This is a genomic window from Agrobacterium sp. LMR679 (assembly GCF_027157905.1).
Taxonomy (GTDB): domain Bacteria; phylum Pseudomonadota; class Alphaproteobacteria; order Rhizobiales; family Rhizobiaceae; genus Agrobacterium; species Agrobacterium leguminum.
In genome coordinates, this window is the sequence record NZ_JAPVOJ010000001.1 from 1,858,415 (window position 1) to 1,880,403 (window position 21,989).

22 protein-coding genes are annotated in these 21,989 nt (G+C 59.9%); 10 read left to right on the forward strand and 12 right to left on the reverse strand.

Features of this window, described 5'->3' with window-relative positions:
- Nucleotides 1-5 precede the first annotated feature (5 nt).
- The 4 genes from O3W47_RS08685 to O3W47_RS08700 all read right to left on the reverse strand — a co-directional run bounded on the left by O3W47_RS08685 (nt 6) and on the right by O3W47_RS08700 (nt 5,358).
- On the reverse strand, nt 6-788 hold the full coding sequence (locus O3W47_RS08685; RefSeq protein WP_080819164.1) for an amino acid ABC transporter permease: 783 nt from the start codon (nt 786-788) through the stop codon (nt 6-8).
- Nucleotides 785-1,528: an amino acid ABC transporter permease gene (locus O3W47_RS08690; protein ID WP_269313476.1), complete on the reverse strand. Its 744-nt coding sequence runs from the start codon at nt 1,526-1,528 to the stop codon at nt 785-787. Before O3W47_RS08690 ends, O3W47_RS08685 begins: the two co-directional genes overlap by 4 nt.
- 297 nt (nt 1,529-1,825) lie before the next feature.
- Nucleotides 1,826-2,662 carry a transporter substrate-binding domain-containing protein gene (locus tag O3W47_RS08695; protein ID WP_003524556.1) on the reverse strand — a complete coding sequence of 279 codons (837 nt, stop codon included), beginning with the start codon at nt 2,660-2,662 and terminating at the stop codon, nt 1,826-1,828.
- A gap of 407 nt (nt 2,663-3,069) precedes the next feature.
- Nucleotides 3,070-5,358, reverse strand: coding sequence for an NADP-dependent malic enzyme (locus O3W47_RS08700; RefSeq protein ID WP_269313477.1), 2,289 nt, complete (start codon nt 5,356-5,358; stop codon nt 3,070-3,072).
- Nucleotides 5,359-5,822: 464 nt separating this feature from the next.
- Between O3W47_RS08700 and O3W47_RS08705 the strand changes: the two genes are divergently transcribed.
- Entirely contained in the window at nt 5,823-7,253 is a 1,431-nt protein-coding gene (locus O3W47_RS08705; RefSeq protein WP_269313478.1) for a mannose-1-phosphate guanylyltransferase/mannose-6-phosphate isomerase, read from the forward strand.
- A 66-nt stretch (nt 7,254-7,319) separates the two neighbouring features.
- Here O3W47_RS08705 and O3W47_RS08710 read toward each other — a convergent pair whose 3' ends face one another.
- Nucleotides 7,320-8,042: a CPBP family intramembrane glutamic endopeptidase gene (locus tag O3W47_RS08710; protein ID WP_174057798.1), complete on the reverse strand. Its 723-nt coding sequence runs from the start codon at nt 8,040-8,042 to the stop codon at nt 7,320-7,322.
- Between the two features lie 221 nt (nt 8,043-8,263).
- On the opposite strand from O3W47_RS08710, the gene O3W47_RS08715 reads away from it, so the two are divergent.
- The 6 genes from O3W47_RS08715 to O3W47_RS08740 all read left to right on the forward strand — a co-directional run bounded on the left by O3W47_RS08715 (nt 8,264) and on the right by O3W47_RS08740 (nt 14,552).
- A complete protein-coding gene (locus tag O3W47_RS08715; RefSeq protein WP_080819160.1) occupies nt 8,264-9,496 on the forward strand; it encodes an ABC transporter substrate-binding protein in 1,233 nt (410 codons plus the stop codon).
- 143 nt (nt 9,497-9,639) lie between these two features.
- Complete coding sequence (locus O3W47_RS08720) at nt 9,640-10,542, forward strand: carbohydrate ABC transporter permease (RefSeq protein ID WP_003525111.1); 903 nt, start codon at nt 9,640-9,642, stop codon at nt 10,540-10,542.
- The gene (locus O3W47_RS08725; protein WP_137453917.1) at nt 10,535-11,476 is read left to right on the forward strand and encodes a carbohydrate ABC transporter permease; all 942 of its coding nucleotides are present in this window, start codon (nt 10,535-10,537) and stop codon (nt 11,474-11,476) included. Before O3W47_RS08720 ends, O3W47_RS08725 begins: the two co-directional genes overlap by 8 nt.
- Before the next feature lie 5 nt (nt 11,477-11,481).
- On the forward strand, nt 11,482-12,570 hold the full coding sequence (locus O3W47_RS08730) for an ABC transporter ATP-binding protein (protein WP_269313479.1): 1,089 nt from the start codon (nt 11,482-11,484) through the stop codon (nt 12,568-12,570).
- A gap of 60 nt (nt 12,571-12,630) precedes the next feature.
- Nucleotides 12,631-13,395, forward strand: coding sequence for a sugar phosphate isomerase/epimerase family protein (locus O3W47_RS08735; RefSeq protein WP_080819158.1), 765 nt, complete (start codon nt 12,631-12,633; stop codon nt 13,393-13,395).
- A 23-nt stretch (nt 13,396-13,418) separates the two neighbouring features.
- Nucleotides 13,419-14,552, forward strand: a complete 1,134-nt coding sequence (locus tag O3W47_RS08740; RefSeq protein ID WP_127755798.1) for a Gfo/Idh/MocA family protein — start codon at nt 13,419-13,421, stop codon at nt 14,550-14,552.
- Between the two features lie 96 nt (nt 14,553-14,648).
- Here O3W47_RS08740 and O3W47_RS08745 read toward each other — a convergent pair whose 3' ends face one another.
- Together O3W47_RS08745 and O3W47_RS08750 are read right to left on the reverse strand one after the other, a co-directional pair.
- Nucleotides 14,649-14,819: a hypothetical protein gene (locus tag O3W47_RS08745; protein ID WP_162936831.1), complete on the reverse strand. Its 171-nt coding sequence runs from the start codon at nt 14,817-14,819 to the stop codon at nt 14,649-14,651.
- A complete protein-coding gene (locus O3W47_RS08750) occupies nt 14,812-14,949 on the reverse strand; it encodes a hypothetical protein (RefSeq protein ID WP_174057795.1) in 138 nt (45 codons plus the stop codon). Before O3W47_RS08750 ends, O3W47_RS08745 begins: the two co-directional genes overlap by 8 nt.
- Nucleotides 14,950-15,173: 224 nt before the next feature.
- Between O3W47_RS08750 and queC the strand changes: the two genes are divergently transcribed.
- From queC to queE, 3 genes are read left to right on the forward strand one after another with little or no spacing between them, the layout of a single operon-like run.
- On the forward strand, nt 15,174-15,884 hold the full coding sequence (gene queC / locus O3W47_RS08755) for a 7-cyano-7-deazaguanine synthase QueC (protein ID WP_269313480.1): 711 nt from the start codon (nt 15,174-15,176) through the stop codon (nt 15,882-15,884).
- Nucleotides 15,884-16,240 (forward strand): 6-carboxytetrahydropterin synthase QueD, encoded by a 357-nt coding sequence (gene queD / locus O3W47_RS08760; RefSeq protein ID WP_269313481.1) that lies wholly within the window; start codon nt 15,884-15,886, stop codon nt 16,238-16,240. The genes queC and queD overlap by 1 nt, the downstream gene beginning before the upstream one ends.
- The gene (gene queE / locus O3W47_RS08765; protein ID WP_269313482.1) at nt 16,237-16,992 is read left to right on the forward strand and encodes a 7-carboxy-7-deazaguanine synthase QueE; all 756 of its coding nucleotides are present in this window, start codon (nt 16,237-16,239) and stop codon (nt 16,990-16,992) included. The genes queD and queE overlap by 4 nt, the downstream gene beginning before the upstream one ends.
- 193 nt (nt 16,993-17,185) lie before the next feature.
- On the opposite strand, the gene O3W47_RS08770 is transcribed toward queE, so the two are convergent.
- From O3W47_RS08770 to O3W47_RS08790, 5 genes are read right to left on the reverse strand one after another with little or no spacing between them, the layout of a single operon-like run.
- On the reverse strand, nt 17,186-18,235 hold the full coding sequence (locus O3W47_RS08770; protein WP_080819153.1) for a Gfo/Idh/MocA family protein: 1,050 nt from the start codon (nt 18,233-18,235) through the stop codon (nt 17,186-17,188).
- A gap of 6 nt (nt 18,236-18,241) precedes the next feature.
- The gene (locus tag O3W47_RS08775) at nt 18,242-19,027 is read right to left on the reverse strand and encodes a ThuA domain-containing protein (RefSeq protein ID WP_046801358.1); all 786 of its coding nucleotides are present in this window, start codon (nt 19,025-19,027) and stop codon (nt 18,242-18,244) included.
- Between the two features lie 57 nt (nt 19,028-19,084).
- Nucleotides 19,085-20,113, reverse strand: a complete 1,029-nt coding sequence (locus O3W47_RS08780) for an ABC transporter ATP-binding protein (protein WP_269313483.1) — start codon at nt 20,111-20,113, stop codon at nt 19,085-19,087.
- A gap of 10 nt (nt 20,114-20,123) precedes the next feature.
- Complete coding sequence (locus O3W47_RS08785) at nt 20,124-20,957, reverse strand: carbohydrate ABC transporter permease (protein WP_003523786.1); 834 nt, start codon at nt 20,955-20,957, stop codon at nt 20,124-20,126.
- Nucleotides 20,954-21,928, reverse strand: coding sequence for a carbohydrate ABC transporter permease (locus O3W47_RS08790; protein WP_137453925.1), 975 nt, complete (start codon nt 21,926-21,928; stop codon nt 20,954-20,956). The genes O3W47_RS08785 and O3W47_RS08790 overlap by 4 nt, the downstream gene beginning before the upstream one ends.
- Nucleotides 21,929-21,989: the final 61 nt, after the last annotated feature.

The following is a 21,989-nucleotide window of genomic DNA, read 5'->3' on the forward strand; positions in this document are numbered from 1 at the left end:
TCCAATCAGCGGGAAGCGAAGCGCCGCTCAAGGCGCTGCGTGAAACGGGAGACGGGATAGCAGAACAGGAAGAACGCCATCAGAACGGTGAGGTAGACCACGACGGTGAAATCGTTGCGCTGCACGGCGGTGCTGGCGTCCGTCGCGGCGTGCAGAAGTTCATGCACGCCGACCAGCGAGGCGAGCGCCGTACCCATGGTGATCGACGCATAGAGGTTCATCCATGGCGGCAGCGAGCGCTTCACGCATTGCGGCAGGATGATCCAGCGCAGTGTCTGGTTGCGCGAAAAGCCCAGCCCCTGTGCCGCTTCCCATTGTGCCGTCGGAATCGACTGGATGGCCCCGCGGGTGATTTCGGCGATATGGGCACTGGCCGGAATGGCGAGACCCACGACGGCCTTGATCCAGTCCGGGAAGGGAATGTAGTTGCCGAAAGCGACGATCTCGAAGGGGAAGATGTAGGTCGCGGCAAAGATCAGCACGAGATGCGGGGCGTTGCGGAATATCTGCACATAGGTGAGTGCCGGCGCACGCACGAGGCGGTAGGGCGCAAGCTCCATGATGCCGAGCAGGACACCTATGAAGGTGCCGATGGCTATCGCAAGGATGCTGATCAGCACGTTCATGGCAAAACCCTTGGCCAGATAGGGCAGCCATTGCAGCAGCACCTGACCGAGCGACGGATCGAGGATCAGCCACAGCACGACGGCAATCAGCACGCCGAGCAGCAGAATGGTGCCGAAGGGCGGCTTCTTTACCGCCTGTGTTGGAGAAACCACCGCACTCATTGACCGAACCCCGGAACCGCAAGACGCCGTTCAAGCCACAGACCGGCCCTTGCGACGATAAAATTGATGATGCTGAAGAAGATCAGGATGACGATCATCAGCTCGACCACATTGTCGCGCTGCGTCCAGATCAGGATCGAGGCATAGGTGATTTCACCCACCGCAATTGCCGAGCCGACCGTGGTGAGCTTCACCAGATTGACGAGGTTGTTGATGATGGAGGGTAGCGCCGTGCGGATGGCCAGCGGAAACTCCACATAGCGTAAAATCTCGAAGGAGCTGAAACCGATCGCACGCGCCGCCTCGATGGTGGTGGCCGGCACCGCCTCGATGCCGCCCCGCAACGCTTCCGCATGGAAAGCGGCAATGTGCAGGCCGGTGATGGCGACGACCCAGAAAAAGGGTGTCAGCGGATTGTTCTGCGCGCCGCCGAGAGCGTTGGAAATCAGCATGTTGAGCACGAGGAAGCCGCACATCAGCTGCACCAGCGTCGGCGTGTTGCGCGTCAGTTCCACATAGGCGCGCACGGGGCCGGCGAGCCAGGTCTTGCCCGATGTCAGCATGGCCGCAAAAATGAAGCCGAAGACGAGGCTGAGCGGCAAAGTGACGGCGACGAGGATCAACGTCATCTTCATGCCATCGAGCCAGATCTGAACCTCGTAACCGCTGTTCAGAAAGTCATAGTTGAGGCCGAGATGCGCGGCCAGTTCTATGAAGCGCGCTGTAAATCCATCCTGCATCGGAAATCCATGCTGTTGTCGCGGGTGCGCCGCCCAGCAGGCGGCCCCAGAATGACCTGTCTTGCTTTAAAGCAGAAAAGAACGGCGGGCGAAACCGACCGTTCCCGATAGTCAGGGGAAATCGCCATGATAGCAGCCGCCCTTGCGTCACGCCGGTCCCCGGAACAAGCCAAGGATTATCCGGCATCCAGCCACGGCGCGTCTGCGCCGTAAAAGTGTCTCTCGCGATCAAGAGCCTGATCACGCTTGACCCCCGGATCCCGTCGGGGTGACGGAGCGAGCGGGTTGCCCGATCCCTTATTGCGCCGAAAGCTTCTTCTGCTGCTCTTCCATATAGCCGATGCTCGGCAGACGGTTGGCCTTGGCGAATTCGAGCATCTTGCCGGAGGCGTGCAGTTCCTTGACGATCTTGTCGAGAGCGGCCTGCGTGTCGCTTTCGCCCTTGCGCAGCCAGATCACGGAATCCGACGGGATGAGGTCGGTAGGGATGAGGATGCCGTAATCTTTCCACTCATCGGCGCGGTCCTGAAGCATCAGGCTCAGCGTGCCGTTGACGTGAACGGAGACGTCGCAATTGCCGCCCTTGAGCGCCAGCAGCGATTCCGGCTGGCTCGGCAGCGCCTTAACCTGCGCGCCATATTGTTCGATCAGCGGCTGGGTGTAGTTGGAGCCTTGCGAAACGCAGGCGATCTTGCCCTTCAGGTCCGGCCAGTCCTTGATGCCACTGTCCTTGCGGCCGATGGCGGCGCCACCCTGGCGGTCATAGGGGGTCGGAACGTAGTCGAGCGTTTTGGCGCGCTCTTCCGTGTATTGCATGTTGGCGATCAGAATATCCACCTTGCCCTGCTGCAGGAACTGCACGCGGTTGGGTGGGGTCACGGTTTCGGTGACCAGTTCGACACCGAGGCCGGCGGCCAGCGCCTTGGCGACGTCGATGTTGAGACCCTTCTGCTCCTGCGTCTTCGGATCGATAAAGCCGAAAGGCGCGCCGGAGAGGATGACGCCGACGGTGAGCTTGCCGCGACCCTTGATCCGGTCAAGCGTTGCATCCGCGTGAGCGGCGGTGGCCATCGAAGCGATGACGACGGTTCCGGCAATGAGTTTTGCGGCAAATTTGGAGAAAGAGAGGGCCATGGGTATTTCCTTTTGATTGTAGGTGGAAACTACATGAGGCACCCGCCAAGAGCGAGAATTGGCATTGCGTGAAAAATAGTATGAATAAAATCCGGTTCCAATAAATCTTTTGGAGGGAAAAATTATCCTAATAATTTGAGATCGTAGAATCTTGTTCTTTGCTTCCGCTATTTTATGTCTGGCCGTGAGGGCGGGAGGATAATCCAGACGCCGTCTGTGGGCCAAATGGCCACAGGGAGAGCGAGCGAATGCCGCTTGTTTCTTCTCCCCGCCGGGGAGAAGTCCGCGGCAGCGGGATGAGGGGGCAAGCTCTCGGTTTATCGCTAACGTCGCCCCCCTCATCCGACCCTTCGGGCCACCTTCTCCCCCTTGGGGAGAAGAAACGTGCTGCAACGTCCCGGCCCGTCTCAACGACCGGCATTATAGGCCGCGATTGCCGCCATGTTGACGATATCGCTGTCCTTCGCGCCCATCGAGGTGATCTGTACCGATTTGTCGAGGCCGACGAGAAGCGGGCCGATGACGGTTGCGCCGCCAAGTTCCTGCAGCATCTTGGTGGAGATGGAGGCGGAATGGATGGCGGGCATGACCAGCACGTTGGCCGGGCCTGAAAGCCGGGCGAAGGGATACTGGCTCTGCATGCGGTGATGGTTCAGCGCCACATCGGCCGACATTTCGCCGTCGACCTCGAAATTGACGTTGCGCCTGTCGAGGATTTTCACCGCCTCGCGCACCTTGTCGGAGCGTTCGCCGGTCGGCTGGCCGAAGGTGGAGTAGGCGAGCATGGCAACGCGCGGCTCATAACCGAAACGGCGGGCGAGGTGGGCTGCTTCTTCGGCGATATCGGCCAGGTCGTCCGCATTCGGCATGTCATGCACGGCGGTATCGGCCACGAAGACGGTGCGGTTGCGCGAGACGACCAGCGATACGCCGATGACGCGATGGCCGGGCTTGGTGTTGATGCAGCGGCGGATATCCTCCAGCGCCGTGGAGTAGTTGCGGGTAACGCCGGTGACCACGGCATCCGCATCGCCCATCGCCACCATGCAGGCGGCGAAATGGTTGCGGTCGTTGTGGACCAGACGCTGTACGTCGCGCAGCAGGAAACCGCCGCGCTGCAGACGCGCATAAAGATAATCGACATAGGCATCGACGCGGCTGGAAAGGCGGGCGTTGGTTATCTCGATGTTGGCGCGATCGAGATCGATGCCGGCGCGTTCCGCGTTGGCCTTGATGATATCGTCACGGCCGAGCAGGATGGCGGTGCCGAGGCCCTGCGCGGTGAAGGAAATCGCCGCGCGCATGACCTGTTCTTCTTCGGCTTCCGCAAAAACGACCCGCTTCGGCGAGCGGCGCACCCGCTCGTAAAGGCGCTGCGTGGTGGAAGCCATCGGGTCGCGGCGGGCGGAAAGCTCGCGGGCATAAGCGTCGAGGTCGGGCAGCTCCCGGCGGGCGACGCCGGTTTCGATGGCGGCTTTCGCCACGGCCACCGGAATGGCCGAGATCAGGCGCGGATCGAAAGGGACCGGAATGATATATTGCGATCCGAAGCGCGGGCGGTTGCCCTGATAGGCGGCGGCCACATCGTCAGGCACATCCTCGCGGGCAAGATCGGCGAGCGCCTGTGCCGCAGCAATCTTCATCGCGTCGTTGATCTGGCTGGCGCGAACATCGAGCGCGCCGCGGAAGATATAGGGAAAGCCGAGGACGTTGTTGACCTGGTTCGGGTAGTCCGAACGTCCGGTCGCCATGATGGCGTCGTCGCGGATGCGCGACACTTCTTCCGGCGTAATTTCCGGGTCCGGATTGGCCATGGCGAAGATGATCGGCTTCGGCGCCATGGAGCGGATCATCTCTTCGCTGAAAGCGCCCTTCTGGGAGAGGCCGAAGACCACATCCGCGCCCTTCATGGCTTCCGCCAGCGTACGATTGTTGGTTTTTACCGCGTGAGCGGATTTCCACTGGTTCATGCCTTCGGTACGGCCCTGATAGATCACGCCCTTGGTATCGCAGAGCGTGATGTTTTCAGGGTTGAACCCCATGGCCTTGATGAGGTCCATACAGGCGATTGCCGCCGCACCCGCGCCGTTGCAGACGAGCTTGGTGGTCTTGAAGTCGCGGCCCGTCAGTTCGATGGCGTTGATGAGGCCGGCAGCGGCGATGATGGCGGTGCCGTGCTGGTCGTCATGGAAGACGGGAATGTCCATCAGCTCGCGCAGGCGGCTTTCGATGATGAAACATTCCGGCGCCTTGATGTCTTCCAGATTAATGCCGCCGAAGGAGGGGCCGAGGTAACGCACGCAGTTGATGAACTCATCGGCGTCTTCGGTATCGACCTCGAGATCGATGGAGTCGACATCGGCGAACCGCTTGAAGAGAACGGACTTACCCTCCATGACCGGCTTGGAGGCGAGCGCGCCGAGATTGCCGAGACCGAGGATGGCCGTGCCGTTGGAGATGACCGCAACCATGTTGCCGCGCGTGGTATAGTCGTAAGCGGTCGCCGGATTTTCGGCGATGGCTTTCACCGGCACGGCCACGCCCGGCGAATAGGCAAGCGACAGATCCCGCTGCGTCGCCATCGGTTTGGTCGGGGTGATTTCCAGTTTCCCCGGTCTGCCTTCCGCGTGGAAATCCAGGGCTTCCTGATCCGTAACCGATGTTCTTGTGCTGGCGGGTTTCGTCGTGTCGGACATGGGCTGAGCGTGCTTTCGTGTCGATAACAGTGTAAAAATATCCGCCGTTGTTATTGTATTTTTCGCGGGCCTGCCAAGCCTTGAATGTTGTTCAGTGCAGCAAATTTAAGCGTGATGAAATTTGCGGCCGATTTAATCGATTAATTCCCGTTGTTCGTGTCAAAGGCTTTGCCGATAGGATTGACGGGCTCGGCTCATCGCTCTGAAAAATGAAGCGCAGGGCTTTGTCCCGGGGTTTTCTTTGCTCTCGGTCACTTTGAGCGGCCATTCCGTGCGGAACCTCGCACTCCCCCTTGCGTTAGGAAAACGGGCCTGCCGGCAAATGCCCCCGCCGTTCACCAAGCTTTCACAAGGCGAATTTATGAGCTTGCGCTTATCCGCCCGTGAACCGATGATGGCGGTATTTCGAAATATGTATATTGTCCGGCGCGCCGGGAAATTTTTAGAGTTGGAAAGGTTTTATTGTGAAGGAACACTCTCGAAAGATCACGCCGGTTCTTCTGGCCGGCGGCGCCGGTTCGCGGCTTTGGCCGGTATCGCGCGATCAGTTGCCCAAGCAGTTTCAGCCGCTGGTCGGCAATCTTTCGACCTATCAGCAGACGCTGCAGCGGGTGGGCGACAAGGGCCTTTATGCCGAGCCGCTGGTGATCACCAACGAGGATTTCCGTTTCTTCGCCCGCCGTCAGGCCGAAGAGATCGATCTGCCGGCAACCGTGGTGCTGGAGCCCGCCCGCCGCGACAGCGCCGCCGCCATGGCCGCCGCCGCCGTGCTGGCCGAGCGCCGGGAGCCCGGATGCCTGGTGCTGGCGCTTGCCGCCGACCATGTTGTGCTCGATGCCGACAAGTTCTCCGACGCCGTGAAACTTGGTGCAAAAGCCGCCGATCAGGGCAATATCGTCGTCTTCGGCCTGGTGCCGACCGAACCGCGCACCTCCTACGGTTATATCAAGCCGGGTGATGCGATCGACGGTGAGGCCGATCTCAGCACTGTCGATGCCTTCGTGGAAAAGCCGGATATGAAGACGGCGATCTCCTATCTGGAAAAGGGTTATCTCTGGAATTCCGGCAACTTCCTGTTCCGCTCCGATGTGATGATCGCCGAACTGAAGGCCTTCGCCCCGGAGATTCTGGCAGCGGTGACGCAGGCGGTCGAGCAATATGAAAGCGACCTCGGCTTCGTGCGCCTGCATCAGGCCAGCTTCGAGGCCTCGCCGAAGAACTCCATCGACTATGCCGTGATCGAGAAGACCAAACGCATGGCGGTGGTGCATGGCCATTTCCGCTGGTCGGATATCGGCAGCTGGGACGCGATCTGGGAAATCGCTGACAAGCGCGGCAACGACAATGCGCTGGAAGGCAACGGCGTCTTCATCGATTCCGAAGGTTGCCTCATCCATTCGACGCAATTGCTGACGACGGTGGTTGGCGCCAAGGACATGGTGGTGGTGGCCACCAAGGATGCGGTTCTGGTGGTGCCGAAAAACCGGGTGCAGGATGTGAAGGGCCTGGTGGAGACGCTGAAGGACGGCGAACATGCACCACAGACGCAAAGCCACAAGCGCGTCTATCGCCCCTGGGGTTATATCGAACACATGTATGTGGACGAGCGTTACCGGGTGGGCCATATCACGGTCGATCCCGGCCACCGCATCTCGTTCCAGAAACACTATCACCGCTCGGAACACTGGATCGTCGTCAAGGGCACGGCGACGGTAACGATTGGCGAGGAAACGAAGTTGCTGACGGAAAACCAGTCGGTCTATATCCCGATCGGCCAGCCGCACCGGCTTGCCAATGAGGGGCAGATCCCGCTCGAACTGGTCGAAATCCAGACCGGAGCCTATATCGGCGAGGATGATGTCATCCGCATCGAGGACGATTATAAAAGGCAATAGAATTGCCGCCAGCTCCGAAGGTTTGGAGTAGGTGAGGCGGATAGTTGTCCGGCTCGCCTTTTCGGCTCAGGCGGTCAGCGCGTTCACGCAATGGGCAAGGGCATGAGACAGCATCGCCGCCTCCAGCCCCCGACGCCAGAACAGCCATCCGAACAGCAGGCCGGGAATGAAATTGGTGAGCAGGACTGCAAGGATCAGCGCCGCCTGCGGCCGAGCGACAATCGCAAACAGAAACGGCAGATGACCGGCGGCGAAGAGTGCCGCCGCCATAAGGATGGCGGCCCACAAAATCACCGGTCGAATCTGTCCCCTTCCGGTCACGCGCCAGAGCGCCCAGGCGAAAAACGACATCAGGCCCCATCGGGTCAATAGCTCTTCCGTGATCCCGCCATAGAGAATCCGGGTCGTCAGCGGGACATTAAAAGCGGTCATTCTTGCCACGGCGGCCGCATCCGCGACCGCTGGCAGGATCGCTGATGAATAGGCGATCATCAGCAGGCCGACGGCAATGCCCACTGTCAGCGAGGGCGGCACCTGTGTTCGCAGCACCGCGCGCGGGTTGTCGCCCGTCAGCCAGCTATCGACCAAGGGGGCGCCAAGCCCGAGTTTTGCGGTCAGAGCCTGACCGGTTGCTACCGCCGCAATGGTCAGTATTGCCGGCTGGATGAGGATCAGCAGGCGTATTCCGAATGAAACTTGCTGTCCCGGTACAAGCTGCTCAAATGTCGCCAATAAAAGCGATGCGACGCCGGTTAATCCGATGACCAAAAGAATATGCCAGCGCTTCATGGTCTCTTCACCTGTTTTACTCGCTGCGAAGTTTTGTAAGCGACTGGCATTGCGTGTGGATTACGCAGCGCAATCCCCTGTGCCGCATACCTATCCGGCGCATTTTCCAATCGTTCGAAATACCTCCTGCGGGCGCTGTGAGATTCGTATTTTAGGCGGTTGCCTAATCAAAAATCTTCGCATACGTTCCAACTGCAACGTTTCAGTGAGGGAGGAGACTCATGCGAATGCGTGTTATTTCTGCGGCCTTTTTGGCCAGCGTGATGATTCCGGCGGGTATCGCCGGGGCCACCGATCTTGAGGTGACCCATTGGTGGACATCGGGCGGCGAAGCCGCAGCGGTGGCCGAACTGGCCAAGGCTTTCGACGCCACCGGCAACAAATGGGTGGATGGCGCGATTGCCGGTTCGGGTGGCACGGCCCGTCCGATCATGATCAGCCGCATCACTGGCGGCGACCCGATGGGCGCGACCCAGTTCAACCACGGCCGTCAGGCGGAAGAGTTGGTGCAGGCAGGCCTGATGCGCGACCTGTCCGATGTTGCCGCAAAGGGCAACTGGAAGGACGTCATCAAGCCGGCAAGCCTGCTCGACAGCTGCACCATCGACGGCAAGATTTACTGCGCGCCGGTCAACATCCATTCCTGGCAATGGCTGTGGCTCTCCAACGAAGCCTTCAAGAAGGCGGGCGTCGAAGTTCCGAAGAACTGGACGGAATTTGTCGCCGCCGCGCCGGCGCTGAAAAAGGCCGGCATCCAGCCGCTCGCGCTCGGTGGGCAGGCATGGCAGGCCAACGGCCTGTTCGACACGCTGACGCTTTCGATCGGTGGCAAGGACCTTTATCAGAAGGTCTATGGCGACAAGGATGCCGAGGCGGCAGCCGGACCCGATATGGCGAAGATTTTCGCGGCTGCCGTCGAGGCGCGCGACATGGCCAAGGGCACCAATGTTCAGGACTGGAACCAGGCCACCAACATGGTCATCACCGGCAAGGCCGGCGGCCAGATCATGGGTGACTGGGCGCAGGGTGAATTCCAGCTGGCCAACCAGAAAGCCGGCACGGATTATTCCTGCCTTCCCGGTCTTGGCCTCAGTGAATATCTCACCACGGGTGGCGACGCCTTTTATTTCCCTGTTTTGAAGGACGAGGCGAAAACCAAGGCGCAGGACGTTCTCGCCGCAACCATCGTCGATCCAAAAACGCAGGTGGCTTTTAACCTGAAGAAAGGCTCGCTGCCGATCCGCGGCGACGTCGATCTGAATGCAGCCAATGACTGCATGAAAAAGGGTCTGGCAATTCTGGCCAAGGGCAATGCCCTGACCAGCACCGACCAGCTGATTTCCGCCGATACGCAGAAACAGAAGGAAGACCTGATGGCGGAATTCTTCGCGGGCTCGATGTCGGCGGAAGACGGGCAGAAGCGCTTCGCGGACATTATCGGTTCGGCGGACTGATTGTGATCTCTCCGGGTGGGAAAGCGGTTCGCCGCTTTCCTTTCCAGCGTCCTGCCTGTGCAACAATCACCAGCACGGGCAGGGGTTTCATGCGGTGAGGCTTTTGCCTGACCGTTGACTGTAACGTTACAGGAGGAGGTAACATGGCAGGTCAAGCGCGCTCGGGGCGCCCCAACCAGCTTTTCCGCAATCTCAATTCCAAGATTGCCTCCATTCCCATGATACTGACCGCCATGGTGATCTTCCTCGGCGGCACGATCTGGACAGTGGTTTATTCCTTCACCAATTCCAAGCTTCTGCCGCGCGCGAGCTTTATCGGTTTCGATCAATATGAGCGTTTGTGGGCAGCACCACGCTGGATCGTGTCCATCCAGAATCTGGCGATCTACGGTGTGCTGTCGCTGATCTTCAGCCTCGTCATCGGCTTCGTGCTGGCGGCGCTGATGGATCAGAAAATTCGTTTCGAAAACACCTTCCGCACCATTTTCCTCTATCCTTTCGCCCTGTCCTTCATCGTCACCGGTCTCGTCTGGCAATGGCTGCTGAACCCGGAATTCGGCATCCAGTCCGTCGTCCGCTCGATGGGCTGGGAAAGTTTCACCTTCGATCCGCTCTATAATTCCCAGATTGTCATCTACGGCATTCTGATCGCGGCGCTCTGGCAGGGCACGGGGCTCGTCATGTGCCTGATGCTGGCGGGCCTTCGCGGCATTGACGAGGACATCTGGAAGGCGGCACGCGTCGACGGCATTCCGATGTGGAAGACCTATATTCTCATCATTATTCCCATGATGCGGCCGGTCTTCATCACCACGCTGGTCATCATCGCCAGCGGCATCGTCAAGGTTTACGATCTGGTGGTGGCTCAGACGAGCGGCGGGCCAGGCATCGCGTCCGAAGTGCCGGCGAAATATGTCTATGACTACATGTTCCAGGCGCAGAATCTGGGGCAGGGCTTTGCCGCCTCGACAATGATGCTCCTGACGGTCGCGATCATCATCATTCCATGGGCCTACCTCGAATTCGGAGGCAAGAAGCGTGGCTAATATCAGCACATTGAACACGGTTGTCGCCGCCAGCGATGCGGTTGCCCCGGACCTTTCCGGCCCGCGCGGCAGGAAGCCGAGGAAAACCTTTTCCCGCCGCAACATCATTCTTTACGGCACGCTCATCGTGGCTGCCGCCTATTACCTGCTACCGCTTTACGTGATGGTCGTCACCTCTCTGAAAGGCATGCCGGAAATCCGGCTCGGCAACATCTTTGCGCCGCCGGTGGAAATCACTTTCGAACCCTGGGTAAAGGCCTGGGCCAATGCCTGCACGGGCTTGAACTGCGACGGGCTTTCACGCGGCTTCTGGAATTCGGTGCGCATCCTCGTGCCTTCGGTGGTGATCTCGATCATCGTCGCCTCTGTCAGCGGCTATGCCATGGCGAACTGGAAGTTCAAGGGATCGGAACTGTTCTTCTCGATCCTCATCATCGGCGCCTTCATTCCCTATCAGGTGATGATCTATCCGATTGTCATCGTGCTGCGCGAACTTGGCATATACGGTACGTTAACCGGTCTCGTCATTGTGCATACCATCTTCGGCATGCCGATCCTGACACTGCTGTTCCGCAATTACTTCGCCTCGCTGCCGGAAGAACTGTTCAAGGCGGCGCGCATCGATGGCGCCAATTTCTGGCAGATCTATTTCCGTATCATGCTGCCCATGTCGCTGCCGATCTTCGTCGTGGCGATGATCCTGCAGGTGACCGGCATCTGGAACGATTTCCTGTTCGGCGTGGTGTTCACGCGGCCGGAATATTACCCGATGACGGTGCAGCTCAATAATATCGTCAACTCCGTGCAGGGCGTGAAGGAATATAACGTCAATATGGCCGCCACCCTTCTCACGGGTGCCGTGCCGCTGATCGTCTATTTCGTCTCCGGCAGGCTTTTCGTCCGCGGCATTGCCGCAGGCGCAGTAAAAGGTTGAGCTATATGAACAAAAGCGTTTCCATCCGCGATCTTTCCCTGTCCTTCGGCGCCGTCACCGTGCTGAAAGACCTCAATCTCGATATTTACGACGGCGAATTCCTCGTGCTGCTCGGCTCTTCCGGCTGCGGCAAGTCGACCCTTCTCAATTGTATCGCCGGCCTTCTGGAGCCGACCGATGGGCAAATCTTCATCAAGGACCGCAACGTCACCTGGGAAGAGCCGAAGGATCGCGGCATTGGCATGGTGTTCCAGTCCTATGCGCTTTATCCGCAGATGACGGTGGAGAAAAACCTGTCCTTCGGCCTTCAGGTCGCCAAGGTGCCGAAAGAGGAAATCGACCGCCGCGTCAAAAGGGCGGCCGGCATCCTCCAGATCGAGCCGCTGTTGAAACGCAAGCCTGCCGAGCTTTCCGGCGGCCAGCGCCAGCGCGTGGCGATCGGCCGGGCACTTGTGCGGGATGTGGATGTGTTCCTGTTCGACGAGCCGCTCTCCAACCTCGACGCCAAGCTGCGCTCGGAACTGCGTGTCGAAATCAAGCGGCTGCACCAGTCGCTGAAGAATACCATGATCTATGTGACGCATGACCAGATCGAGGCGCTGACGCTGGCGGACCGCATCGCCATCATGAAGAGCGGCGTCATCCAGCAGCTCGCCGATCCCGTCACCATTTACAACAAGCCGCGAAACCTCTTCGTCGCCGGTTTCATCGGCTCGCCTTCCATGAATTTCCTGCGCGGCGAGCTGATCGAAAAGGACGGAAAGGTGGTCTTCACCACCAACGGCGTGACTTTCGCGCTGGACGGTTATCATTCGGAGACGCCGTTTGCCGCCGGCCGTGCCGTGGTTCTGGGCGTTCGCCCCGAACATGTGCGCGTCGATGCCGATATCGTCGGCGGTGAAGTGCACGAGGCGATTGTCGATATCGAGGAGCCGATGGGTGCGGACAATCTGATCTGGCTGAAACATGCCGGGCATACCATGTCCGTGCGCGTGGGCGGCCACAGACGGTTTTCGCCGGGCACCAAGGTGCGCCTCGGCCTCGACATGACGATGGCCTCGCTGTTCGACGTGCAAAGCGAGGACCGGCTCTAGAACAGCTTCGATTTACCCCCCACACACAATCCCAAGACCCAGATCTCTATGGAGGAGACAATGACAGAACTCGGTTTCCAGCTTTACAGCGCCCGTAACTTCCAGCCTTTTTCCAACATTCTGAAGAAGCTTTCGGCGGCGGGTTATAAACATGTCGAAGGTTATGGCGCGATGTACGCTTCGCTGGATGACGCCGGTTTGAAGGGCCTGCGCGCCGAACTCGACGCCAATGGCCTTGCCATGCCGACCGGCCATTTCGGCCTCGACCTTCTGGAAGGCGATCCGAAAAAGGCGCTCAATATTGCCAAGGTTCTGGGCGTGGAGGCGATCTATTGCCCTTATCTGATGCCTGACCAGCGCCCGACAGATGCCGCAGGCTGGTTCGCTTTCGGCAAGCGTCTGCAGGAAGCCGGCAAGCCCTTCGTGGATGCCGGGCTGGTTTTCGGTTGGCATAACCATGATTTCGAGTTCAAGACGCTTGGCGACGGTTCCACCCCACAGGAGCAAATCTTTGCCGGTGGCCCGGACCTGAAATGGGAGGCGGATATCGCCTGGATCATTCGCGGCAATGCCGATCCGCTCGCCTGGATCGAGAGCTACGGCAAGCGCATTACTGCGGTACATGTGAAGGATATCGCACCGGCAGGCGAGAATGCGGATGAGGATGGCTGGGCCGATGTCGGCCATGGTACAGTGGACTGGAAGGGCCTTATCGCGGCGCTGAAGGCGAAATCGGCCACCAAACATTTCGTGGTCGAGCACGACAATCCGAAGGATATTGACCGGCTGATCACCCGTTCGATCGCATCTTTCAAAACCTACTAAGTTTCAATTTCGGAGTTTCCATCATGGCCAGGGATCTTGGCGTCGGCATCATCGGATGCGGCAATATCTCGTCTGCTTATTTCTCGCTGGCACCGCTCTTCAAGGGCATCAAGGTGCTTGCCTGCGCCGACCTCAACCGCAATGCTGCGGAGTTGAGGGCGGAAGAATTCGGTGTTGTCGCGCAGTCCATCGAGGAACTGCTTGCCAACAAGGATATCGACGTGGTGGTGAACCTCACCATTCCCGCCGCACATTTTCCGGTGTCGAAAGCCGCCCTCGAGGCGGGCAAGCACGTCTATTCGGAAAAGCCGCTGGTACTTTCGCTGGAGGAAGGCGAGGAGCTGCGGCGCATCGCCCGCGAAAAGAAGCTGTCCGTCGGCTGCGCGCCGGATACTTTCCTCGGCGGCGCGCATCAGCTTGCCCGGCAATATATCGATGACGGCAAGGTCGGGCGCATCACGTCAGGCACCTGCCATGTGATGAGCCCCGGCATGGAGATGTGGCACCCCAATCCGGGCTTCTTCTTCCTGAAGGGCGGCGGGCCGATCCTCGATCTCGGTCCCTATTACGTCGCAAATCTCATCAACCTCATCGGCCCGGTGAAGCGCGTCGGTGCGCTGACCTCGATGGCGAACCCCACCCGTACGGTGACCAGCCAGCCGTTGAACGGCGAAATCATCCCGGTCGAAACGCCGACCAATATCCATGCCCTGCTGGAATTCGTGAACGGCGCGACGATCACGCTTTCGGCCAGCTGGGATGTCTGGTCGCATCGCCACGCCAATATGGAGCTTTACGGCACGGAAGGCTCGATCTACGTGCCGGATCCGAACTTCTTCGGCGGCGTGGTGGAGATGAGCGGTCGCGACAAGAATATCCAGCCGCTGGAAGACTGGGCGCATCCTTTCGGCATCGCCAATCAGGAAAGCCCGAACGGGCCGCGCGCCAATTACCGCACGGCAGGCCTTGCCGATATGGCGATTGCGCTTCTGGAAGGCCGCGATGCCCGCTGCTCGCTCGACCGCTCATTGCACGGCATCGATGTGATGACCTCGATCCTGAAGTCAGGCGAGGAGGGGCGCTTCATCGAGATGAGGACGACCTGCACCCAGCCGGCGGCACTCGGCATCGAGGAGGCGCAGGCGTTATTGCGCTGAACCTGTCGCGTTAAAAAAAGGCCCGGCGCACTGCCAGTTCGCCGGGCCTTTTCCGCTCCGCCATGTTGTGGCGAGCGTCGCGTGTTCATCAGATTTTCATAGGCCGATAAAAAGACCCAGCCAGCGCGCAACGGTCCTGACCATCCAGATCAGGAACACGAAAGGGGCTACGCCAACAGCCGCGACGAGCGCCGCCGAGGCGACAACGAGCGCTGTGGTGAGATTGCGCCTGAACCGGTGGCGTTTTGTGTCGAGAGCCTTATCCATGACGCATTGCGGTGATCAGTCCGCGAATGGTGAGCGTGAGATAAAGCATACCCGCCAGCGCCATCAGGATGCCGGTGCCGAGAGAGCTGAGATTGCTCAGCGAAAACAGAAATGTATCAGCCGCCACCATTGGCAAGACCCTTCAAGAACAGCAGATTTCGCATCGTTCTAGATCGTGCCGGTTTCCCGCTTATGTCCCGTTTGTTTCGTCTTGTTGCTGTGGCGGGGCATTTTCGTGATGGCGTGGCTTTGCGCGATTTTCGCAAGGCTCTTCACAAGCCTGTCGGTTTGGTTTAAAGCCGCTCCCCGTAATCCGGTCGCAGCCCACCCGGTCAAAACAAGGGATCCCAAATTATGAAAACCATCGTCATCTGCTCCGGCGGATTGGACTCCGTTTCGCTTGCGCGTAAAATCGCGGCGGAACACGAACTTCTCGCTCTCGTCTCCTTCGATTATGGCCAGCGCCACAGGAAGGAGCTGGAATACGCGGCCGATTGCGCAAGGCGTCTCGGCGTGCAGCATCATGTCATTGATATCAGAACCATCGGCGCCCATCTCACCGGTTCGGCGCTGACTGACGACGTGGAGGTGCCGGACGGGCACTATGCGGAAGAGACCATGCGCTCCACCGTGGTGCCGAACCGCAACGCCATCATGCTCACCATCGCTTTCGGGCTGGCCGCCGCGCAGCAGGCGGATGCGGTGGCGATTGCCGTCCATGGCGGCGATCACTTCATTTATCCCGATTGCCGGCCGGGCTTTATCGACAGTTTCAACGCCATGCAGGCGCATGCGCTTGAAGGTTATGCCGACGTCAAGCTCTTCGCCCCCTATGTCACCGTTTCCAAGGCGGCGATTGTGACCGATGGCGCGAAATACGGCACGCCGTTTGGCGAAACATGGTCCTGTTACAAGGGCGGCTTGCGCCACTGCGGCCGCTGCGGCACCTGCGTGGAACGGCGCGAGGCCTTTCATCTGGCCGGTGTCACCGATCCGACCGACTATGAGGACCCGGATTTCTGGGTGGCGGCCACCCATGCCTATGCGGCGCAGGAGGTGCGCTGATGTTCCGCATCACCAAGGAGTTTCACTTCTCCGCCTCGCACCAGCTGAAAAGCCTGCCCGCCGACCACCAGTGCAACCGTCTGCACGGCCATAATTACATCGTTGAGGTCGAATTATCGGGCGAAGCCCTGAACGAGCACGGTTTCGTGCGCGACTATCACGAGCTTGCGCCGCTGAAGCACTATATCGACGATCATTTCGATCACCGCCACCTGAACGATGTCCTCGGCCATGACCGGGTGACGGCGGAATATCTTGCAAAACATTTCTACGACTGGTGCAAGGATCGCCTGCCGGAAACCAGCGCCGTGCGGGTGAGCGAAACCGCCAAGACCTGGGCGGAATACCGGCCATGACGGTGGCTGCACACAAGATTGCAGCAAAGGAAACCACAATCCGCATCAGCGAAATCTTCGGCCCGACCATTCAGGGTGAGGGTTTGTTGATTGGTCTGCCAACGGTTTTCGTGCGTACCGGCGGCTGTGATTACCGCTGTTCCTGGTGCGATACGTTGCATGCGGTCGATAGCGACTACCGCGACACGTGGAAACCGCTGTCGGTCGAGGCGATCTGGCAGGAGGTACGGCGGCTTTCCGGTGGTGTGCCGCTGACGGTGTCACTTTCAGGCGGCAATCCGGCCATCCAGCCTCTCGCGGCTCTGATCGCTAGGGGACAGGACGAGGGGTATCGCTTCGCGCTGGAAACGCAGGGCAGCATCGCGAAAGACTGGTTTGCCGATCTCGACCATCTGGTTTTAAGCCCCAAGCCGCCATCAAGCGGCATGGAAACGGACTGGCGGGCTTTCGAGGACTGTCTTGCCGCCGCCGGCGAGGGACCGCAGGTGGCGCTGAAGATCGTGGTGTTCGACGATGCGGATTATGCCTATGCCAAGGCGGCATCCGCGCGCTTCCCGCATCTGCCCGTCTATCTGCAGCCCGGCAACCATACCCCGCCGCCGCCCGATGATGACGATGCGCGTGTGGATATCGACGGGGTGATGGACCGGATGTTGTGGCTGGTGGATAAGGTCAGCGAAGACCGCTGGTTTTCGGCGCGGGTGCTGCCGCAGCTGCATGTGCTGTTGTGGGGGAACAAGCGCGGGGTTTGAGGGAGTTATAAGGTCCCTCCGTCATGCCGGACTTGATCCGGCATCCAGTCACGGCGCGTCTGCGCCGGGAAAAAGTCTTTGCGATCAAAGACTTGATCGCGCTGGACCCCGGATCAAGTCCGGGGTGACGGAGAACGAGGAGCGTTCTTTGCAGCAATCCATGCGGCGGCTTGCGCCGCCGCACTTTCGAAAATCAAGCTGAAACAGCCACCTCACGCCGTTCCCGATCCGCAATGATCGATAGATCGAGCACCTTCTGCAGATTGGCGGCATGGCGGAAATCCGGATCGGCGGGGCCGCCTTCCATGACCGCCTTGGCGAATTTTTCGTAATTCGTCGGCACGGGGTCGACATCGATCGTCTTCCAGATCGCCTTCTCCACATCCTCGCCGATGCAGGCACGCAGGCTGGAATAGTCAGGCGTGTGGATGACTTCCAGCGCACCCTTGTCGCCGTGGATGCGCAGACGGAGTTCGTTGAGATGCCCTGTCGCCCAGCGGCTGGCGTGGATGACGCCCATTGCGCCGTTTTCCAGTTCGGCGGTCATGGTGAAGCTGTCATTGGCGTCGAGGTCGTAGACGCCAATTTTATTGCCTTCATATTTGTCGAAGGTCTTCAGCCGCGTGAAGATGCGTTCCACATCGCTGCCCGCGCCATAAGAGGCGAAGTCGAGAATGTGGATGCCGACATCGCCCAGCACGCCGTTCGAGCCATGCTTGGTGGAAAGCCGCCACAGCCACTTGCTCTCCGTCATCCAGTCGCCCCAGGCCTTGGAAACGAGCCAGCTCTGGAGATAGGAGGCTTCCAGATGCCGCACCTTGCCGATCTTGCCTGCCAGCACCATCTCGCGCGCCGCCTGCAAGGGGGCGACGTTGCGATAGGTTAGGTTGACCATGGCGACGAGGCCGGCTTTTTCGGCGGCATCGGCCATTTCGGCGGCCTTGGCGTAGTTTTCCGCCAGCGGCTTTTCGCAGAAGACATGCTTGCCGGCCGCCAGCAGTTTCAGGCTGGTGGGGTGGTGGATGGCATCCGGCGTGACATTCGCCGCCGCATCGAATTCACCCCAGGCAATGGCGTCATCCAGCGAGGTGAAGGAGAGTGGGATGTTGTGGCGCAGCGCAAAGCCGCGCACCACCACATCGTCCACATCCACCGCCGCGACCAGTTCGACGCCGGGGATTTGCGAGAAATAGGTGGCATGGTTGTTGGCCATGCCGCCGGTTCCGAGAATGAGGAGTCTCATGGCTTTTTACCTGTAACCTGCTTCGCCTGCCTTGTGCAGCTTGGGGCCGCGTTCTTCGATCGGCTCCAGCGCCTTGTCGACGGGAACATTGGGGGCATCGTGAATGCTCTTCAGTGCGCCAACCGGATTATAGGCCCATTTCACTGAGTTGCTGATGACCTTCTGGACATTGGCGTCGTGATAGGTCGGATAGGTCTCGTGGCCGGGGCGGAAATAGAAGATATTGCCGGCGCCCCGACGCCAGGTGAGGCCGGAACGGAAAACTTCGCCGCCCTGGAACCAGGAGATGAACACGGTTTCCAGCGGCTCCGGCACGGAGAACTGCTCGCCGTACATTTCCTCGTTTTCCAGCTCGAAATGCTCAGGCAGGCCGGCTGCAATCGGGTGGCGCGGATTGATGGTCCACAGACGCTCGCGTTCGCCCGCCTCACGCCATTTCAGTGCGCAGGGCGTGCCCATCAGCCGCTTGAACGGCTTGGAGAAGTGGCCGGAATGCAGGACGATGAGGCCCATGCCTTCCCAGACGCGTTTGGCAACACGCTCGACGATCTCGTCCTGCACCGCACCATGGTCCTTGTGGCCCCACCAGACCAGCACATCGGTCTTGTCGAGGCGCTCCTGCGACAGGCCATGTTCCGGCTCCTGCAGCGTGGCGGTGGTGGCATTGATCTCGGGGTTCTGGTTCAGCGCATCGGCGATGGTGTTGTGCATGCCGTTTGGATAGATCGAACGCACCGTCTCATTGATGTGTTCGTGGATATTTTCGCCCCATACAACGGTGTTGATGGTCATTGTCATGCTCCTCGGTGAAAGCCGGGACCTTGGGTGATCCCGGCGAAAGTGAAAAATTCAGGCGGCGCCCCGGGCGGGGTTACGGGCAAGCGCCCGGCCTTCGGCATCAAAACGATGGATCTGCGTCGCATCCGCCACGAGGGCGATACGCTCGCCCGCCTTGCGGTCGGTCACGCCTTCCTCGCGAACGACGACGGGTTCACCCGCGCCGATCTCGACATAGATGAAGCTGTCCGACCCGAGCATTTCGGAATGCACGATCTCACCGCTCCAGCCGCTGCCGTCGGTGGTGATGGTGATGTGCTCCGGGCGGATGCCGATGGTTTTTGCGCCTTCCGTCTCGGCATATTTGCCTGACAGGAAGTTCATCTTCGGCGAGCCGATGAAGCCGGCGACGAAGGTGTTGACCGGACTTTCGTAGAGCTCCAGCGGTGTGCCGATCTGCTCGACCCGGCCGTCACGCAGCACGCAGATGCGGTCGGCAAGCGTCATGGCCTCCACCTGGTCGTGGGTGACGTAGATCATCGTCGTGTCATGCATCGAGCGGTGCAGCTTGGCGATTTCCAGACGCGTGGCAACGCGCAATGCCGCATCGAGGTTGGAAAGCGGCTCGTCGAACAGGAATACCTTCGGATCGCGCACGATGGCGCGGCCGATGGCGACACGCTGGCGTTGGCCGCCGGAAAGCTGCTTTGGCAGGCGCTCCAGATAGGGCGTGAGCTGCAGCATCTCGGCTGCCGCTTCGACGCGCTTCCTGCGCTGTTCCTTGTCCGCGCCTGATAGCTTCATGCCGAAGGCCATGTTTTCGAACACGGTCATGTGCGGATAAAGCGCATAGGACTGGAAGACCATGGCGACGCCGCGCTTGGCGGGCGGCAGGCGGTTCACCGTCTCGCCATCGAAGGAGAGCGTGCCGCCGGAAATTTCCTCCAGCCCGCAGATGAGGCGTAGCAGCGTGGACTTGCCGCAGCCGGAAGGGCCGACGAAGACCATGAACTCGCCGGAGCGGATGTCCATGTCGATGCCCTTGATGACATCGAAGGCACCGAAGGATTTGCGAAGATCGCGCAGTTGAATGGTGGTCATGATGTTTCTCCTAGCCTTTGACGCCGCCGGCGGTGAGGCCGGAGATGATGCGTCGCTGGAAGATCAGAACGAGGACGACGAGCGGGGCGGTGACGATGACGGAGGCCGCCATGATCGTTCCCCAGGGTATTTCGAACTGCGAGCCGCCTGACAGAAGCGCGATGGCGACAGGCACCGTGCGCTGCTCGTTCGATGAGGTGAAGGTGAGCGCGAAGAGGAATTCGTTCCACGCCGCGATGAAGGCGAGAAGCCCTGTGGTGACGAGCGCCGGCCACATCAGCGGCATGAACACCTGGGTGATGATGACCCATGGCGTTGCGCCATCGACGATGGCCGCTTCCTCGATCTCGATCGGCAGGTCGCGCATGAAGGTTGTCAGCACCCAGACCGTGAAGGGCAGGGTGAAGATCATGTAGGAAAAGATCAACGCTAAGGGCGTGTTGAAGATGCCCGCCCAGCGGATCAGTTCGAACAGGCCGGCGAGCACGGCGATCTGCGGAAACATCGAAACCGACAGGATGGTGAGCAGCAGCAGCGCGCGGCCACGGAAGCGGACGCGGGCGAGAGCATAGGACGCCGTTACCGCAAGGAACAGCGAGAGTATGACGACGGAAGATGCGACAAACAGCGAGTTGCCGAGATTGCGCAGGAAAGTGCCGTTGCCGATGACGAAGCTGTAGTTGGTCAGCGAGAAGTCACGCGGCCAATAATTGACCTGGAACAGCGCCGAGCCGGATTTCAGGCTCGTCAGGATCGCGTAATAAAACGGGAATACCGAAATCACCATGATGATGGCGACAAGCGCATAGAAGGCGGTGGTTTTCAGGATGCTTGGCAGGGTCATCGCGCGGCTCCATCGGTGTTGACGCGCCCGAGCCACATGTAGATGACCGTGATCGAGGCGATGATGAGGAACAGCATGGTGGAGGCGGCGGCGCCATAGGAGAACTTGTCGAAATCGAACAGGTTCTCGCGTGCCAGCACCGACATGGTGCGGGTCTGGGCATTATTCGGCGTCAGGATGTAGATGAGGTCGAAGACGCGCATCGCATCCAGCATGCGGAAGATGACGGCGACCATGAGTGCGGGTCGGATCATCGGCAGGGTGACGCGGAAGAACACCTTGACTGGATGAATGCCATCCACCTTGGCCGCCTCATACATGTCCTTCGGCACCATCTGCAGGCCGGCAAGAATGAGCAGCGCCATGAAGGGCGTCGTCTTCCAGATGTCGACGATCAGCACGGCCACCATCGCGGTTTCAGGATTGGCGGTCCAGGCGATCTTGCTGGAGATCAGCCCGAGATTGAGGAACAGATCGTTCAATATGCCGAACTGGTCGTTCAGCATCCACGCCCACATCTGCGCCGAGACGATGGTCGGAATGGCCCAGGGCACGAGAATGGCGGCGCGCACGAGGCCGCGTCCCTTGAATTCGGCATTCAGCACCAGCGCGACGATGAGGCCGAGTACCGTTTCGAGGCTGACGGAGACGACGGTGAATTTCAGCGTATTGAGAACCGCGCCCCACCATGCGGGATCGGCAAGCAGGCCGCGATAGATGGTGCGGCCGCTGCTGAGCGTTATCCAGGTAAGGTAGTTCTTGAGGCCGACGAACTGCGCACCCTCGAGATTGGTGAGCGAAGCGTCGGTGAGGCTGAACCAGACGGTGCGCACCAGCGGCCAGCCGGCCACCAGCGCCAGCACCAGAAATGTGGGAGCAAGAAACAGCCAGGCGGATTTCAGACGTTCCGACTGCAGATCGGAGCCGGTGCCGGCTGCCGCGACCGGTCTTTGAAGGGCGATGTCGTTCATGGGGATATCTCGCGGTTGGGGCGCGGGAAACGATCAGGCTAGACCATCTCCCGCGCGGGCC